This is a genomic window from Pseudomonas fluorescens (genome assembly GCF_000967965.1).
GTDB lineage: Bacteria > Pseudomonadota > Gammaproteobacteria > Pseudomonadales > Pseudomonadaceae > Aquipseudomonas > Aquipseudomonas grandcourensis.
Genome location: NZ_LACC01000002.1, coordinates 344,904 through 360,784, shown reverse-complemented (window position 1 = coordinate 360,784; position 15,881 = coordinate 344,904). Strand labels below are relative to the sequence as shown.

The 15,881-nt window shown below is 61.0% G+C and carries 13 protein-coding genes and 1 pseudogene; 7 read left to right on the top strand and 7 right to left on the bottom strand.

Features of this window, described 5'->3' with window-relative positions:
- Positions 1-1,110 (bottom strand): cytochrome P450, encoded by a 1,110-nt coding sequence (locus tag VC35_RS01560; RefSeq protein ID WP_046037321.1) that lies wholly within the window; start codon positions 1,108-1,110, stop codon positions 1-3.
- A 78-nt stretch (positions 1,111-1,188) separates the two neighbouring features.
- Between VC35_RS01560 and VC35_RS01555 the strand changes: the two genes are divergently transcribed.
- Positions 1,189-1,950 (top strand): ArsR/SmtB family transcription factor, encoded by a 762-nt coding sequence (locus tag VC35_RS01555; protein WP_046037320.1) that lies wholly within the window; start codon positions 1,189-1,191, stop codon positions 1,948-1,950.
- Positions 1,951-2,055: 105 nt separating this feature from the next.
- Here VC35_RS01555 and VC35_RS01550 read toward each other — a convergent pair whose 3' ends face one another.
- The 5 genes from VC35_RS01550 to VC35_RS01530 all read right to left on the bottom strand — a co-directional run bounded on the left by VC35_RS01550 (position 2,056) and on the right by VC35_RS01530 (position 8,374).
- Positions 2,056-3,075 (bottom strand): branched-chain amino acid aminotransferase, encoded by a 1,020-nt coding sequence (locus tag VC35_RS01550; protein ID WP_046037319.1) that lies wholly within the window; start codon positions 3,073-3,075, stop codon positions 2,056-2,058.
- A gap of 327 nt (positions 3,076-3,402) precedes the next feature.
- Positions 3,403-4,785 carry a dihydrolipoyl dehydrogenase gene (gene lpdA, locus VC35_RS01545; protein ID WP_046037318.1) on the bottom strand — a complete coding sequence of 461 codons (1,383 nt, stop codon included), beginning with the start codon at positions 4,783-4,785 and terminating at the stop codon, positions 3,403-3,405.
- A gap of 18 nt (positions 4,786-4,803) precedes the next feature.
- Positions 4,804-6,078: a dihydrolipoamide acetyltransferase family protein gene (locus VC35_RS01540; RefSeq protein ID WP_046037317.1), complete on the bottom strand. Its 1,275-nt coding sequence runs from the start codon at positions 6,076-6,078 to the stop codon at positions 4,804-4,806.
- A complete protein-coding gene (locus VC35_RS01535; protein ID WP_015095444.1) occupies positions 6,079-7,137 on the bottom strand; it encodes an alpha-ketoacid dehydrogenase subunit beta in 1,059 nt (352 codons plus the stop codon).
- Between the two features lies 1 nt (position 7,138).
- Entirely contained in the window at positions 7,139-8,374 is a 1,236-nt protein-coding gene (locus tag VC35_RS01530; protein ID WP_046037314.1) for a 3-methyl-2-oxobutanoate dehydrogenase (2-methylpropanoyl-transferring) subunit alpha, read from the bottom strand.
- Positions 8,375-8,559: 185 nt separating this feature from the next.
- Here VC35_RS01530 and bkdR point away from each other — a divergent pair, with 185 nt between their 5' ends.
- Together bkdR and VC35_RS29405 are read left to right on the top strand one after the other, a co-directional pair.
- Positions 8,560-9,048: a Bkd operon transcriptional regulator BkdR gene (gene bkdR / locus VC35_RS01520; protein ID WP_046037311.1), complete on the top strand. Its 489-nt coding sequence runs from the start codon at positions 8,560-8,562 to the stop codon at positions 9,046-9,048.
- A gap of 139 nt (positions 9,049-9,187) precedes the next feature.
- Positions 9,188-10,888, top strand: a complete 1,701-nt coding sequence (locus tag VC35_RS29405) for a hypothetical protein (RefSeq protein ID WP_185754726.1) — start codon at positions 9,188-9,190, stop codon at positions 10,886-10,888.
- Here the strand turns inward: VC35_RS29405 and VC35_RS01510 are convergent.
- Positions 10,879-11,742, bottom strand: a complete 864-nt coding sequence (locus VC35_RS01510; protein ID WP_046037310.1) for an MBL fold metallo-hydrolase — start codon at positions 11,740-11,742, stop codon at positions 10,879-10,881. The genes VC35_RS29405 and VC35_RS01510 overlap by 10 nt on opposite strands.
- 118 nt (positions 11,743-11,860) lie before the next feature.
- Here VC35_RS01510 and VC35_RS01505 point away from each other — a divergent pair, with 118 nt between their 5' ends.
- From VC35_RS01505 to VC35_RS01490, 4 genes and pseudogenes are all read left to right on the top strand, one after another.
- Positions 11,861-12,202: an ArsR/SmtB family transcription factor gene (locus VC35_RS01505; RefSeq protein WP_046037309.1), complete on the top strand. Its 342-nt coding sequence runs from the start codon at positions 11,861-11,863 to the stop codon at positions 12,200-12,202.
- A 78-nt stretch (positions 12,203-12,280) separates the two neighbouring features.
- Positions 12,281-13,526 (top strand): annotated as a pseudogene (locus VC35_RS01500) (NAD(P)/FAD-dependent oxidoreductase).
- 9 nt (positions 13,527-13,535) lie between these two features.
- Positions 13,536-14,342, top strand: a complete 807-nt coding sequence (locus VC35_RS01495) for a sulfite exporter TauE/SafE family protein (RefSeq protein ID WP_046037307.1) — start codon at positions 13,536-13,538, stop codon at positions 14,340-14,342.
- Positions 14,343-14,551: 209 nt separating this feature from the next.
- Positions 14,552-15,736, top strand: coding sequence for a porin (locus VC35_RS01490; RefSeq protein WP_046037306.1), 1,185 nt, complete (start codon positions 14,552-14,554; stop codon positions 15,734-15,736).
- The last annotated feature ends 145 nt before the right edge of the window (positions 15,737-15,881 follow it).

Below are 15,881 nucleotides of genomic sequence, written 5' to 3'. Positions count from 1 at the left end.
TCAGTCACTGACCAGCGGAATCCGTCCATTCGTGGATGGGCGGTATTGCCACTTCAGCTGCTCCAGTGCCGGCCTCATCGCCAGAAACTGCCTGAGCGTGGCGCCGGCAATGCTCAACGCCAGGCGTTGCCCCGGGCATTGATGGCGCCCTGCACCGAAGGTGAAGCTGCGCCGGTTCGGGCGGTCGAGCAGGAAGGTGTCGGGGTTGTCGTTGAGCTGCGGGTCGCGATTGGCCGAGGCCAGCAGCACCAGGATCACGTCGGTGGCGTTCAGCCTCACGCCGTCAATCTCGCAGGGGGCGGTGACGAAGCGGCGGGTGTTCTGTACCGGCGGGTCGAAGCGCTGCACTTCGGCCATCAGGTCTTCGACAGGGGTTGATTCGCCGCGTAACAACGGATGTTGAATCAATGCCAGCACGGCGTTGCCGATCAGCCCGGCAGTGGCCTCGAAGGTCTGGGAGAGCAGGCCGATCAGGTTGGCGATCAGGGTTTGCGGCGCGCCGGTTGCGAAACGTTGGCGGATGCCTGCCAGCAAAGGGCTGTGGTTGTGCGGATCGTCGAGCAATTCGATGAAGTAACCGCTCAATTGTTCGGCGGCAGCGTTGGCGGCGGTCAATTGTGCCGCGTCGCTCAAGGGCGACAGGCAGGCGACGAAATCCGCCGTCAACTCGCTGATGGCCCGGCCCTGGGCCGGGGTGAACCCCAACAACGCCGCCACCACGCACACCGGTCCGCGAAACATGGCGTTGTACAGGCCAGCGGCATCCGCGGTGATCAATCGGGCGCTGACCAGGGCCTCGACTTCCCGCGCATCGATCAACTCCAGCCCCGGCGCAATCGCCGACCGTGGGCAACGCTGGCGTTCACCTTCATTCATGCGCATCAATTGGCCGAACACCTGGCCGGCCATGCCGTCGGCGATCGCCTTGGGGACTGGCTCCTGCGCCGGTCGAACGTGGCAATCGGGGTGCGCCAGCACGGCGGCCACCGCCCGGGCGCTGCTGGCCACCCACAGGTTCAGCCCCGGATGAAAAGCCAGCCCACCTTCGGCACGCAGTTGTGCGTAGTAGGGATAGGGATCGGCATGGGTCGCAGCGATGATCGGGTCCATGGTCACAGCCTTTTGTTGTTGGAAAGAGTTGCTACTATCTCCAGTCCGAAAGGGCTTTGATTCGTCCGGGAGCGAAATATGAGCGCAGAGCATCACGACATCGGCATCTCGCAGGTGGCGGCAGCCATCGCTGAGCCTGCGCGGACGAAAATCCTCTGTTCGCTGATGGACGGCCACGCCCGCACCAGCACCGAACTGGCGGCGGTGGCCGAAGTCAGCGCGTCGACCGCCAGTGCCCACTTGGCCAAACTCAAGGAGCTGGCGCTGGTGCGGCTGCACGTTCAGGGACGCCACCGCTATTACAGCCTGGCGGACAAACGCGTGGCCCAGGCCCTGGAGGCACTGATGGTGATCGGCCAGAACACCGCGCCGGGCTTCCGGGCGCGGACCCCGGATCGCCTGCAATTTGCCCGCACCTGCTACGACCACATGGCGGGAACCCTGGCCGTGCTGTTGCATGACCGGATGCTCGAAGCGGGCTGGCTGGAGGAAACCGACGAACAGGCCTATCGCTTGAGCGACAGTGGTACGGCAATGTTTCAAGGGCTCGGGATCGAGGTACAGGACTTGAGCACCTTGCGCCGCCGCTTTGCCTGCCCGTGCCTGGACTGGAGCATGCGCCGGCCACATCTGGGCGGGTCGCTGGGCGCGGCGTTGCTGCAAACGGCGCTCAAGCGCAAGTGGGTGACCCAGGATCTGGACAGTCGGGCGTTGGCGTTGACGGCGATGGGGCGCAAGGAGGTAGCGGGGCGGTTCGGGGTTGAGTTGCCCATTGAGCGTGATGGCAAAAGATCGCGGCCTGCGGCCGCTCCTACGGGGGTTGGGGGGCGGCCACTGTAGGCGCCGCCGCAGGCTCGGGCCGCGTTCGGACGATTTTTTCATTCGGCCATGAAAAAGCCCCCCATCGGTCTCCCGATGGGGGGCTTTTGTGCGTCTGGCGTCAGGTCAGACCTTGACGATCCAGCCCGCTGGCGCTTCGATGTCGCCGGTTTGCACGCCGGTCAGCTCTTTGTAGAGCTTCTGGGTGATCGGGCCGACTTCGGTTTCGCTGTGGAACACGTGCAGGTGGTCGTTGTAGTTGATGCCGCCAATCGGCGTGATCACCGCAGCGGTACCGCAAGCACCGGCTTCCTTGAAGTCGGAGAGCTTGTCGATGAACACGTCACCTTCGACCACGTCCAGACCCAGGCGGGACCTGGCCAGCTCGATCAGCGACAGACGGGTGATGCCCGGCAGTACCGATGGCGAGTTCGGGGTCACGAACTTGTTGTCGTGGGTGATCCCGAAGAAGTTGGCCGAACCGACTTCCTCGATCTTGGTATGGGTCAGCGGATCCAGGTAGATACAGTCGGCGAAATGCGCTTTCTTGGCCTGGGAGCCCGGCATCAGGCTGGCGGCGTAGTTGCCACCGACCTTGGCGGCACCGGTGCCTTGTGGCGCGGCGCGGTCGTAGCTGGAGATCAGGAAGTTGTGCGGGGTCAGGCCGCCCTTGAAGTAGGCGCCAACCGGAATGCAGAAGATCGAGAAGATGAACTCGGGGGCGGTACGCACGCCGATGTTGTCACCCACGCCGATCACGAACGGACGCAGGTACAGCGCGCCGCCAGTGCCGTACGGCGGAATGAAACGCTCGTTGGCGCGGACCACTTCCTTGCAGGCTTCGATGAACTGCTCGGTTTCCACCTGCGGCATCAGCAGGCGGGCGCAGCTGCGCTGCATGCGCAGGGCGTTCTGGTCCGGGCGGAACAGGTTGATCGAGCCGTCCTTGCAACGATAGGCCTTCATGCCTTCGAAGCATTGCTGGCCATAGTGAAGGGCAGTGGAGCCTTCGCTGATGTGCAGCACGTTGTCTTCGGTCAGGGTGCCTTTGTCCCACTCGCCATTGCGGAAATACGACAGATAGCGCTTGTCGGTCTTGATGTAGTCAAAACCCAGCTTGTCCCAATTGATGCTTTCGTTACCCATGACACCCTCTATCACTGAACAACCGCCGAAACGGTTCAAGGCTTCTGACGTTTTTTGGATGGGGACAACAATACTTCATTCTTGGGCTAAATCGCAGCCCAGACTATCGGGTGACGGACAGATTTCTTAGCCTGCTCATGAAAAAAGCCGCCGATCCCTCATTGTTCGAAATCCTGTGGCGAGGGAGCTTGCTCCCGTTCCAGTGCGCAGCACTGGTAAAACCAGGCATCGCGGAACTTCTGAAAGACCGCGGTGGTCCGGTTGGGACGGCTTCGCCGCCCAGCGGGAGCAAGCTCCCTCGCCACAATTGGCCTCCGGTCGATCTGCTTACAGATGCAACGCATGCCCCAACGCCCGCAACGCCGCTTCCTGCACGGCCTCACCCAACGTCGGATGCGCATGGATGGTGCCGCCGATGTCTTCCAGGCGTGCGCCCATCTCCAGGCTCTGGGCAAACGCCGTGGACAACTCCGACACGCCAACGCCCACCGCCTGCCAGCCGACAATCACATGATTGTCCCGACGGGCGACCACCCGCACGAAGCCGCTTTTCGACTCCAATGTCATCGCCCGGCCATTGGCGGTGAACGGGAAGCTCGACACGATGCAGTCCCAACCTGCGGCGTTGGCTTCGTCCGGGGTCTTGCCGACCACCACCAGTTCCGGGTCGGTGAAGCACACGGCGGCGATGGCGGTCGGGTTGAACTCGCGGGATTTACCGCTGATCAGCTCGGCGACCATCTCGCCCTGGGCCATGGCCCGGTGGGCGAGCATCGGTTCGCCGCTCAGGTCACCGATGGCATACACGTTGCGCATGCTGGTCTGGCAGCGGTGGTCGATCTTGATCGACGAACCGTTCATGTCCAGGTTCAGCGCTTCGAGGTTCCAGCCCTGGGTGTTCGGCTTGCGACCGACGGCCACCAGCACCTGATCGGTTTCCAGGTTCAGGGTCGCGCCGTTCGGGGCCAATACCTGCAATGTATTTTCTTTTGAATCAAAGCCTTGCACGCTGTGTTTCAAGTAAAGCTTTATGCCGAGTTTTCTCAGTTCGTCGTGCACAGGCTGGGTCAGTTCGGCGTCGTAGGCCGGCAGGATGCGTTCCTGCGCCTCCACCACGCTGACCTCGGCGCCGAGCTTGCGATAGGCAATGCCCAGCTCCAGACCGATGTAGCCACCGCCGACCACGATCAAGCGCTTGGGTACGGACGTCGGCGCCAGGGCCTCGGTGGACGAGATGATCGGCCCGCCAATCGGCAACATCGGCAGGTTCACGCTTTTCGAACCGGTGGCCAGCACCAGGTGCTCGCACTGGATGCGCGTGTCGCCGACATCCACGGTTTTTCCGTCAACCACTTTGGCCCAGCCTTGAACGACCTGGACCTTGTTCTTTTTCAGCAACGCGGCAACGCCGGTGGTCAGGCGATCGACAATGCCGTCCTTCCACTCAACGCTCTTGGTGATATCGAGGGAAGGCGCCGAAACGCTGATGCCCAGGGCCGAAAGCTGATGGTGGTGCTGCGTCTGGTGAAACTGCTCGGCGACGTGAATCAGTGCCTTGGACGGAATGCAGCCAATGTTCAGGCAGGTGCCGCCCAACGATTGGCCTTCCACCAGAATGGTCGGGATGCCCAACTGGCCGGCACGGATCGCTGTCACATAACCGCCAGGACCGCCGCCGATGATCAGCAGAGTGGTGTTCAAAGTTTGCATGGTGCTCTCCAACAAAAATCAGTCCACAAACAAGGTAGCGGGTTGTTCGAGCAAGCCACGGATGGCCTGGATGAATAGCGCCGCGTCCATGCCGTCGACCACGCGGTGATCGAAGGAGCTGGAGAGGTTCATCATCTTGCGGATCACGATCTGGCCTTTGATCACCATTGGCCGTTCGACGATCTTGTTCACGCCGACAATCGCCACTTCCGGCAGGTTCAGCACCGGCGTGCTGACGATGCCGCCCAAGGCGCCAAGGCTGGTCAGAGTGATGGTCGAGCCGGACAACTCGTCGCGGCTGGCCTTGCCGTTGCGCGCGGCAGTGGCCAGGCGAGCGATTTCCGCTGCGCTGTCCCACAGGCTGCGGGCTTCGGCGTGACGCACCACCGGCACCATCAGGCCAACGTCGCTCTGGGTCGCGACGCCCACATGCACCGCGCCAAGGCGGGTGATGACCTGGGCTTCGTCGTCGTAGCGGGCGTTCATCTGCGGGAAGTCGCGCAGGGCGACGACCATGGCACGGACCAGGAACGGCAGCAAAGTCAGCTTGCCGCGGGTCGCGCCGTGTTTTTCGTTGAGGTGCGCGCGCAGTTCTTCCACGGCGGTGACGTCGATTTCTTCGACATAACTGAAGTGGGCAGCACGCTGGGTGGCGTCCTGCATGCGCTGGGCGATCTTGCGGCGCATGCCGATCACCGGGATCTGCTGTTCATCGGTACGTTGGGCGTAAGCAGCCGCCACCGGTGCCGAAGCGTTCGACTGACCCTGGGCCAGGTAGGCGTCGAGGTCTTCATGCAGTACACGGCCGGCGGGGCCGCTGCCACGCACCAGGCGCAATTGAATGCCGAGGTCCAGCGCATGCTTGCGCACGGCCGGGGAGGCCAGCGGGCGCTCATCGGCCTGGCGAGCAACCATCGGGCCCTGGCAGACGGCAGCTTTCGGCGCCGGGGCAGCGACCGGTTTGCTTTCAGCCACGGCTTCAACTTTAGGTGTGGCCACCTGGGCTTCTTTAACGGGAGCCGGTTGCGCCGACTCCTTAACGTTACCCGCGCCTTCGACTTCAATGCTGATCAGCACACTGCCAACCGCCATGACTTCGCCCGGCTGGCCGCCAAGGGCGATGACCTTGCCATGCACCGGCGACGGGATATCGACCATCGCCTTGTCGGTCATGACATCGGCCAGCACCTGATCTTCGACGACCATGTCGCCGACCTTGACGTGCCATACCGACAATTCAACTTCTGCAATGCCTTCACCAATGTCCGGCATTTTAATGACGTGCGTGCCCATTCAGACCTCCATGACCCGTTTCAACGCCGCGCCCACTCGGGACGGGCCTGGGAAATACGCCCACTCTTGCGCGTGCGGGTAGGGGGTGTCCCAACCGGTGACGCGTTCGATCGGCGCTTCCAGGTGGTGGAAGCAATGCTCTTGCACCAGCGACACCAGTTCGGCGCCAAAGCCGCAGGTACGGGTCGCTTCGTGCACCACCACGCAACGGCCGGTCTTTTTCACCGATTTGACGATGGTTTCCAGGTCCAGCGGCCACAGGCTGCGCAGGTCGATGACTTCGGCGTCAACGCCGCTTTCTTCAGCAGCGACTTGCGATACGTACACGGTGGTGCCGTAGGTCAGCACGGTGACGTCCTTGCCCGGACGGGTGATCGCAGCGACGTCCAGCGGTACGGTGTAGTAACCGTCCGGCACTTGCGCGGCGGGGTGCTTCGACCACGGGGTTACCGGGCGGTCGTGGTGGCCGTCGAACGGGCCGTTGTACAGGCGTTTCGGCTCGAGGAAGATCACCGGGTCATCGTTTTCGATGGAGGCAATCAGCAAGCCCTTGGCGTCGTATGGGTTGGACGGCATCACCGTGCGCAAGCCGCAGACCTGGGTGAACATTGCCTCGATGCTCTGGCTGTGGGTCTGGCCGCCGTAGATGCCGCCGCCGCATGGCATGCGCAGGGTCATCGGTGCGGTGAATTCGCCAGCCGAGCGATAACGCAGGCGGGCGGCTTCGGAAATGATCTGGTCGGAGGCCGGGTACACGTAGTCGGCGAACTGGATTTCGGCCACCGGACGCAGACCGTAGGCGCCCATGCCCACGGCGACACCGACGATGCCGCTTTCGGAGATCGGCGCGTCGAACACCCGGGAGGTGCCGTACTTGTTCTGCAGGCCTTCGGTGCAGCGGAACACGCCGCCGAAGTAGCCCACGTCCTGGCCGAAGACCACGACGTTGTCGTCACGTTCAAGCATCACATCCATGGCCGAGCGCAGGGCCTGGATCATGGTCATGGTGGTCGTGGTCATGGCGGTTTCCAGCTCGATATTGTTGTTGTGATCGTTCATGTCAGATCCCCAACTCTTGACGCTGGCGCTTCAAGTGCTCCGGCATCTCTTTGTAGACGTCTTCGAACATGGTCGCGGCGCTCGGAATCTGGCCGCCGGCGAGGGTGCCGTACTGTTCGGCTTCTTTCTGTGCTGCGATCACTTCGGCTTCGAGCTCGGCGCTGACCGCGGTGTGTTCCTCTTCCGACCAGTGACCGGTCTTGATCAGGTGCTGCTTGAGGCGCGCGATCGGATCACCCAGCGGAAAGTGGCTCCAGTCATCGGCCGGACGGTATTTCGACGGATCATCGGAGGTTGAGTGCGGGCCGGCGCGGTAGGTGACCCATTCGATCATGGTCGGGCCGAGGCCGCGGCGTGCGCGTTCGGCGGCCCAGGCAGAGGCGGCGTAGACCGCGTAGAAATCGTTGCCATCGACCCGCAGGGAGGCAATGCCGCAACCGACGCCACGACCGGCGAAGGTGGTGGCTTCACCACCGGCAATCGCCTGGAAGGTGGAGATCGCCCACTGGTTATTGACCACGTTGAGGATCACCGGCGCGCGGTACACGTGGGCGAACGTCAGGGCGGTGTGGAAGTCCGACTCGGCGGTGGCGCCGTCGCCGATCCACGCCGAAGCGATTTTGGTGTCGCCCTTGATCGCCGAGGCCATGCCCCAGCCCACGGCTTGCACGAACTGGGTGGCGAGGTTGCCGGAGATGGTGAAAAAACCGGATTCCTTGACCGAGTACATGATTGGCAACTGACGCCCCTTGAGCGGATCGCGCTCGTTGGACAGCAGCTGGCAGATCAGGCCGACCAACGGAACGTCGCGGGCCATCAGGATGCTTTGCTGGCGGTAGGTCGGGAAACACATGTCGTCGATGTTCAGGGCCAGGGCCTGGGCGCTGCCGATGGCTTCTTCGCCAAGGCTCTGCATGTAGAACGACATCTTTTTCTGACGCTGGGCGACCACCATGCGGTTATCGTAGATGCGGGTCTTGAGCATGGCACGCATGCCCTTGCGCAGGATCTCGCTAGAGACGCCTTCGGCCCAGGGACCGAGGGCATTGCCCTGGTCGTCGAGCACGCGAATCAGGCCACGGGCCAGGTCAGCCGTGTCAGCCGGTTCAACGTCGATTTGGGGTTTGCGCACCGTGCCGGCATCGGTCAGATGCAGGTAGGAGAAGTCGGTTTTACAGCCGGGACGGCCCGAGGGTTCGGGGACGTGCAGGCGCAGCGGTTCATACGCTTGGGTCATGGCTTCTACGCTCGATCTTGTGAATTTCTTGTAGTGAGCTGACAGATTTCGTTCGGTAGAAGAAATCTTGTCCTACAACAATCATAGGCCCGGCCAAGAAGAATATTTCTCTCTGTTTCGTTGCGCTAAAGATCATTTGCAGATAAAAAACCTGCATAAACACAAAAAACAGGTGGTTTTGTCTCATGCGCAAACTGGACCGTACCGACATCGGCATTCTCAACAGCCTTCAGGAGAATGCGCGCATCACCAACGCCGACCTCGCGCGTTCGGTGAACCTGTCGCCGACCCCGTGCTTCAACCGGGTCAAGGCCATGGAAGAACTGGGGGTGATTCGCGAGCAAGTGACGCTGCTTGATGCCGACCTGCTGGGGCTGCATGTGAACGTGTTCATTCACGTCAGCCTGGAGAAACAGGTGGAGGAGGCGTTGCAGCATTTCGAAGAGGCGATTTCCGATCGCCCCGAAGTGATGGAGTGCTACCTGATGGCCGGCGACCCGGACTATCTGATCCGGGTGCTGGTGCCGACCATCCAGTCGCTGGAACGCTTCATGATGGACTTTCTGACCAAGGTGCCGGGGGTGGCGAACATCCGGTCGAGCTTTGCGCTCAAGCAGGTGCGATACAAGACCGCGCTGCCGTTGCCGGCCAATGGGTTGACCCTGGATAAATAAGGATTGGCGGTTTCACTACTTTTACTGACGCAATAAGTCACAGCTGTACAACGCCGTTCTACAGTTTGAACTCATATTTGTGTGATGCAGTTTTCTTTATGTTTTGCTCTCCACTATTGATTAACTAGAGTGAAGCATAATGAAGCCTGTATTAGATAAAATTGCTTTGGCCTACTCGCTGGACGTCAACCCTGATGATCTGGATGATTACGGAAATATAAAAGAATATGTTCCTCCTGTTTTTGAGCCGTTTGTCGAGGACATGGGTGGAACTGATTTGATGGATATCCAGGCCACTCTGGACGGTGGGCCGGGTCCATCTGCCCTGGATAGTGATGTTGGAATTACCGCCGGCTGGTGCCCGGGAGGAAGTTGGGATGGCGGGATATGCAAACCCTTCAATAACATTCGTACCCACTGGATGCGTGCATACGGTGTTGTCAGCAACTTGTCGATTCATCAGGCCATCCTGCCGGGTACCCATAACTCCGGTTCTGATAAACAAGCGCCGTATTCTCGTCAGTATGACGATTGCCAAGACGTTGCGCCATTCAATCAGTTGTGTTCCGGTATTCGGGTGCTGGATCTCAGGGTTCATTATTATGGGGGATACCTGAGCGGTGATCCACGGCGCTTTTCGATCTTTCACGACGCAACCAACGGTCGAACAGTTCAGGGCGATATTGTTAATGCGGTACTTATGTTTCATAAAAGCCCTGATTGGGACGCTAAGCGCGAGATCGTGATTTTGGACTTTCATGAATTCAGGAACTTTACGGCCGAAGTGCATAAAGAATTGGCCGGAATTCTGAAAGCCTCTTTTGGCGACACGATCATTTCGCCTGTGTATCGAGACATGACGGTATCGCAAATCTGGGGATTGCCCGGTCAAAAACGTGTCGTTATTTCATACAATGCCACGCCGCGGGATACGGTGTTCTGGCCTGCGGTCAATCAGCGCTGGATCGGCGTGAACTCACCGTCGGACGCTGAACTCAAAGCTTTTATCGACAAGGTGGGCAACGAAGTCAAACCCTTGGGTGAGTTGCGGGCAATTCAAGCCCATCGCATGAATTTGCCATTCGAAGGAGCCAAAGATATCTCCGGTTCATTGATGTCATGGTTTGCTGCCGGCTCCGCCAGCCACCCGATCATGAAGTACTACATCATCAATTGCGATTGGTCGTTACGACATCGCCTGGTGGACAACATCATCTATTCCAACCAGTTCCGCAGCCGAGCGTTGGGCATTCCTGATGTTGTACAGGTCAGCCCGGCGGGCATTGGCGTCCAAGGCATGCCAAGCGCCCGGCATATGATCTTGCAGATCGATGACTCACACTGGACTGAAACAGTGGCGCTGCCGCCGATTCTTGATGAAGAGCCACACCGGTTGCTGATTTGCTCGGATGCGGACGCCGAATGTGAACTGGATCTGCGTGGCAGTGATGTTCCACTGCCTGGCGTCCGTTTATCGAAGGGGGAGGTTGTTGCCCTGGTGTGTCTTGATGGCTCACGCCAATGGGCGTTGCAGGTGCGCGATTGCTCACCGAATGAGCACGGCCATGTGATTGCGGCGCCCTGCGACGGCGAGAAATTCGTTCGCTATACATTGTCGGTCAGCAATTACGCGCCGTTGGTGTACTTGCCGGCGGCGGCTCCCGCCAACAGTGTGGTGCTGATCGTGTGCGACGCAACCTTTACCACCCGAATCAGTCATTCCCAAGGCACGGATGAGCTTGAACATTTCATCTCTCCCGGTCAGATTCTCGCGTTTACCTACAGCGCGGCGTCCCGGCAGTGGCGCAAGCAAGAGGTGCAGCCCGGCAGTCACAACTGATTGATCGGAATCTTCAAGTAAGTCACACCATTGTCTTCCGCGGGCGGCAAATTCCCCGCCCGTACGTTCACCTGGATCGCCGGCAGCAACAGTGTCGGCATCCCCAACCCTGCATCGCGCCGGGTGCGCATTTCCACGAAGGCGTTTTCGTCGATACCGTCGCGTACGTGAATGTTGTGTTTGCGCTGTTCACCGACGGTGGTCATGCATTCGGACGCGCGTCCCTCGGGCGGGTAGTCGTGGCAGACGTACAGGCGCACGCTGGCGGGGAAGGCCAGCAGTTTCTGGATCGAGGCAAACATCTGGTTGGCATTGCCGCCGGGGAAGTCACAACGGGCAGAGCCGACGTCGGGCATGAACATCGTATCGCCCACCAGAATTACATCTGCGTCGATCAGGTAGGCCATGTCCGCCGGGGTATGGCCGGGCACGTGCAGGGCGGTCGCCTTGAGGTTGCCGATCATGAACGATTCGTTGGGGGCGAACAGCTGATCGAACTGGGAACCGTCGACGCGAAAGGATGGCTCCAGATTGAACAGCGCCTTGAACACGTCCTGGACCTTGCTGATGGACTCGCCAATGGCGATTTTGCCGCCAAGCTCCCTACGCAGATACGGCGCGGCGGACAGGTGATCGGCATGGGCGTGGGTTTCCAGCAGCCATTGCACTTGCAACTGACGGGCGCGGACGAAGGCGATGATCCTGTCGGCCTGGGTGGTCGCGGTACGCCCGGCGGCGGCGTCGTAGTCGAGCACCGGATCGACAATCGCACACTGCCCGCCATCGGCCTCGTAGACCACGTAGCTGTAGGTCGAGGAGGCGGGGTCGAGGAAAGCTTCAATCAGCGCGGGCATGGACACGAACCTGTGCAGGGTAGGAAAAGCAAGACGGCGAAATTTCAGCCGTGGGTTGCAACATTATATATTTAAACATAATGTTTACAGCTTAAGTGACATTGAAGGCATCCTGCAAATGCAATCCATTCTGACCGAATGTGAAGTCGCCCAACTGCGCGCCTCGGCCTCCAAGGCCTGTGCGCTGCTCAAGGCCCTGGCCAATGAGGATCGCCTGTTGATCCTGTGCCAGCTGACTCAGGGCGAACGCAACGTAGGCGAGCTGGAAAAAATGACCGGCGTGCGCCAACCGACCCTGTCCCAGCAATTGGGGATCCTGCGCGATGAAGGACTGGTCGCCACCCGTCGTGAAGGCAAGTACATTTTTTACGGTCTCGCCAGTCACGAAGTGATCCAGGTGATGAAAACCCTCTCCGGGCTTTATTGCGGGGCGGTGCTAAAAAGCTGGATTCAACCCTGAATGCAAGCCAGCACACCAATCCAATGAGATTTCGTTTCGACTAGCATCAATCCTTGCGTGCAGCAAAAGGAACAAGCAATGAACGATCAACACTGGGGCCCATCCATCAGTGCAGATATCGTGGTCATCGGCGGCGGCACGGCGGGCATCGGCTTTGTCGCCAGCCTGCTCAAGCGTAGCCCGCATCTGAACATCACCGTGATCGAACCCGACTCCCGGCACTACTATCAACCGGCCTGGACACTGGTCGGCGGTGGTGCCTACAACGTGGAAAACACCGTGCGGCCGATGGCGTCGGTGATGCCGCGCGGGGCTCATTGGCTGCAGGCTGCCGTGACGGGCATCGATCCCGACAAGCGCCAACTCACCCTCGGTGACGCGCGCACGGTCAGCTATCAAAACCTGGTGGTCTGCCCCGGCCTGCGCCTGGCCTGGGAGAAAATCGAAGGACTGGAGGACACCCTCGGCCAGCACGGCGTGACTTCCAATTACAGCTACCGGCACGCGACCTACACCTGGGGATCAGGTGCAGAAATTGCGCGGCGGCAAGGTGCTGTTCACCCAGCCGGCCATGCCGATCAAATGTGCCGGAGCGCCACAAAAGGCGCTGTATCTGTCCTGCGATCACTGGCGCAAGACCGGTGTGCTGGACAACATCGACGTCGAATTCAATCTCGCGGGTGCGGCGCTGTTTGGGGTGGCGACCTTTGTCCCGCCGCTGATGAAATACATCGAGAAGTACAAAGCCCGGTTGGCGTTCAACTCGAACCTGGTCAAGGTCGACGGCCCGGCGAAAACCGCGTGGTTCGACGTCAGGGATGCCGATGGCAATGTCACGCGCCAGGCAAAGTCCTTTGACCTGCTGCATGTCGTGCCGCCTCAGGTGGCCCCGGATTTCGTTGCCCGCAGTCCGCTGGCCGACGCCGCCGGCTGGTGCGAAGTCGACCCCCACAGCCTGCAGCATCCGCGTTATCCCGGCGTCTTCGCGCTGGGTGATATCTGCGGCACCACCAATGCGAAAACCGCCGCGGCGGTGCGCAAGCAGATCGTGGTGGTGGCCGAAAACCTGCTGGCCTTGCGCAAGCAACAGCCGCTGCCGTTGAAGTACGACGGCTATGGCTCCTGCCCGCTGACGGTGGAGAAGGGCAAGGTGATCCTTGCCGAGTTCGGGTACGCGGGCAAGTTGCTGCCGACCTTTCCCCTTGACCCGACGATCCCGCGCCGCTCGGCGTGGTGGCTGAAGGCGACACTGCTACCGTGGTTCTACTGGAACGGCATGCTCAAGGGCCGCGAGTGGCTGACACGTGTGACCAAGGTCGACTGAGAACTCCCTATGTTGCTGGCAAGTCTGTTTGGTGTAGTGATGGGGTTGGTGCTCGGCTTGACTGGCGCCGGCGGCGGTATCCTTGCGGTCCCGGCCCTGGTGTTGGGGTTGGGCTGGAGCATGACCCAGGCCGCTCCGGTGGCGTTGTTTGCAGTGGGCAGTGCGGCAGCGGTGGGTGCCATCGACGGCTTGCGCCATGGCCTGGTGCGTTATCGCGCGGCGCTGCTGATCGCCGCGCTCGGAGCGGTGTTTTCGCCGGTGGGCATCTACTTTGCCCACCAGTTGCCGGAAAAAATCCTGATGATCCTGTTCAGCCTGCTGATGGTCGTGGTGGCCGGGCGGATGTTGCGCCGCGAGCGCAAGGACGGGGGCCCCAGCGATCACGGTCAGGCCAACTGGGGCCAGAAGAACTGCATGCTCGATCAACAGACCGGGCGCTTTTCCTGGACCGCCAAATGCACCGCGACCCTCGCCGCGCTCGGGGCGGTGACTGGCGTAGTCTCAGGATTGTTGGGGGTAGGTGGTGGTTTTCTGATCGTCCCGGCCTTCAAGCAACTGACCGACGTGCAGATGCGTGGGATCGTTGCCACGTCGCTGATGGTGATCAGCCTGATTTCGGCCATCGGTGTGATCGGCGCCTTCCATGCCGGGGTGCGCATCGACGGTTCGGGCATTGCCTTCATCGTCTCCAGCATCGTCGGCATGATCATCGGTCGCAAGCTCTGCGCCCGGGTGCCGGCGCGGGCGTTGCAGGTCGGGTTCGCCAGCACCTGCGTCGTGGTCGCCGCCTACATGCTGTTTCGGGCCAACGCCTAGCCGGTACCGGTTCCTGTGGACGCCACTGGGGTCCACAGGCCTACACCCTAAGTGGCGAGCCTCGCCGACCAGCGGTCTTACGCCATAGTGGTCGCGCACCGCCGGCCCATCCAAAGCACCTGAAAACCAGCCCCAAGGCAGCGTATGGCGCCGCCGGTCTGGTTTCGATAATCGCCTCCGACACTCAGTCCCCCGTTTCGGAGCGCGCCATGCACAACAATAAGAACGTCACGCATCGTTTTCTGCCTGCCATTATCGCCAGCCTGTCTGCCTTTGGCCTGAGCCAGGTGGCCGAGGCGGATATCATGCTGTACGACAAGGACCAGACCACGTTCTCCACCGACGGCTACATCAACGCCTTCTACGTGAACAGCGATGTCGACCGCGCCGGCGATCAGTTCGACCGTCGACAGGCCCGGGTCAAGATGGGGTTCCTGCCCAACTACCTGGGGTTCAACATGGGCAAGCAGGTAGACGATCTCAAGCTCGGCGCCCGTGCCTCGTTCTGGGTCACCATCAACGACAGCCAAACCAACGGCACCGACACCGCCATTGATGTGCGGCAGTTCTACGGCACCGTGGCCAACCCGGAATGGGGCGAAGTGCTGATCGGCAAGGACTTCGGGCTGTTCGCCCGCTCCAACATCCTGCTCGACGAAATGCTCGCCGGTTACGGTCAGGTCAGCGATACGTTGGGGCTGGTGGATGGCGGCGGGGTGTCGTTCGGCAACATCGGCACCGGTTACCCGTACCCGTTCCCGACCTCGCAGATCACCTATCGCACCCCGGTGATGGACGGACTGCGCGTGGCGGTCGGCATCATGGACCCGGTGGACACCAACGACAGCAGCCCGACGGGCAAGGCCTATCAGGAAAACCCGCGTACCGAGAGCGAAGTCACCTATCAGTTCGACTTGGCCGGGGCAAAGATCTACAGCTGGGTCAACGGCAGCTACCAGACCTCGGACAACACCGATTCCACGGTCGAGACCGTCACCTCCAAAGGTGTCGGTTATGGCGTGCAGGCGAAGATGGGCGGCTTGTCCCTCACCGGGTCCGGCTTCCAGGCCAAGGGCATCAACCCGTTTTTCACCAACAATGCCGGCGAGCCGACCCTGCGCAACGTCGACAGCGACGGCTACCTGTTGCAGGGCTCCTACAAACTGGGCAAGAACCGACTGGCCTTGTCCTACGGCAAGACCAATGACGATGGCAACGGCGTGGTCGGCAGCGGCGCGGACTACGAGACCCGCGGCATCGCGTTGTTCCATGACGTGAACGACAACCTCAAGCTGGTGGCCGAGTACAACCAGTTCGAAATCAACGGCCACGACACCAACGAGCAGAACGAAAACACCGACACCTTTGCCGTGGGCGCTGTGCTGACCTGGTAACCCCGGGAGGTGGCCCTGGCCGTGCGCATCGCGGCGAGGGTCGCCAACCGTCTCATCCCATCGAAGCGGCTACCCGCTACCCAAGTAGCATTCGTCGCACCCCGCAGACTTCGTACACTCGTGCCTCATACACACGCACCTGCGG

What these genes read in the sequence shown, in the direction of transcription:
- VC35_RS01505 (WP_046037309.1), top strand. Translation starts at nt 11,861, where the DNA reads ATGCAATCCATTCTGACCGAATGTGAAGTCGCCCAACTGCGCGCCTCG.
- VC35_RS01560 (WP_046037321.1), bottom strand. Translation starts at nt 1,110, where the DNA reads ATGGACCCGATCATCGCTGCGACCCATGCCGATCCCTATCCCTACTAC.
- VC35_RS01540 (WP_046037317.1), bottom strand. Translation starts at nt 6,078, where the DNA reads ATGGGCACGCACGTCATTAAAATGCCGGACATTGGTGAAGGCATTGCA.
- VC35_RS01535 (WP_015095444.1), bottom strand. Translation starts at nt 7,137, where the DNA reads ATGAACGATCACAACAACAATATCGAGCTGGAAACCGCCATGACCACG.
- VC35_RS01490 (WP_046037306.1), top strand. Translation starts at nt 14,552, where the DNA reads ATGCACAACAATAAGAACGTCACGCATCGTTTTCTGCCTGCCATTATC.
- VC35_RS01555 (WP_046037320.1), top strand. Translation starts at nt 1,189, where the DNA reads ATGAGCGCAGAGCATCACGACATCGGCATCTCGCAGGTGGCGGCAGCC.
- VC35_RS01495 (WP_046037307.1), top strand. Translation starts at nt 13,536, where the DNA reads ATGTTGCTGGCAAGTCTGTTTGGTGTAGTGATGGGGTTGGTGCTCGGC.
- VC35_RS01550 (WP_046037319.1), bottom strand. Translation starts at nt 3,075, where the DNA reads ATGGGTAACGAAAGCATCAATTGGGACAAGCTGGGTTTTGACTACATC.
- VC35_RS01530 (WP_046037314.1), bottom strand. Translation starts at nt 8,374, where the DNA reads ATGACCCAAGCGTATGAACCGCTGCGCCTGCACGTCCCCGAACCCTCG.
- VC35_RS29405 (WP_185754726.1), top strand. Translation starts at nt 9,188, where the DNA reads ATGAAGCCTGTATTAGATAAAATTGCTTTGGCCTACTCGCTGGACGTC.
- VC35_RS01510 (WP_046037310.1), bottom strand. Translation starts at nt 11,742, where the DNA reads ATGCCCGCGCTGATTGAAGCTTTCCTCGACCCCGCCTCCTCGACCTAC.
- bkdR (WP_046037311.1), top strand. Translation starts at nt 8,560, where the DNA reads ATGCGCAAACTGGACCGTACCGACATCGGCATTCTCAACAGCCTTCAG.
- lpdA (WP_046037318.1), bottom strand. Translation starts at nt 4,785, where the DNA reads ATGCAAACTTTGAACACCACTCTGCTGATCATCGGCGGCGGTCCTGGC.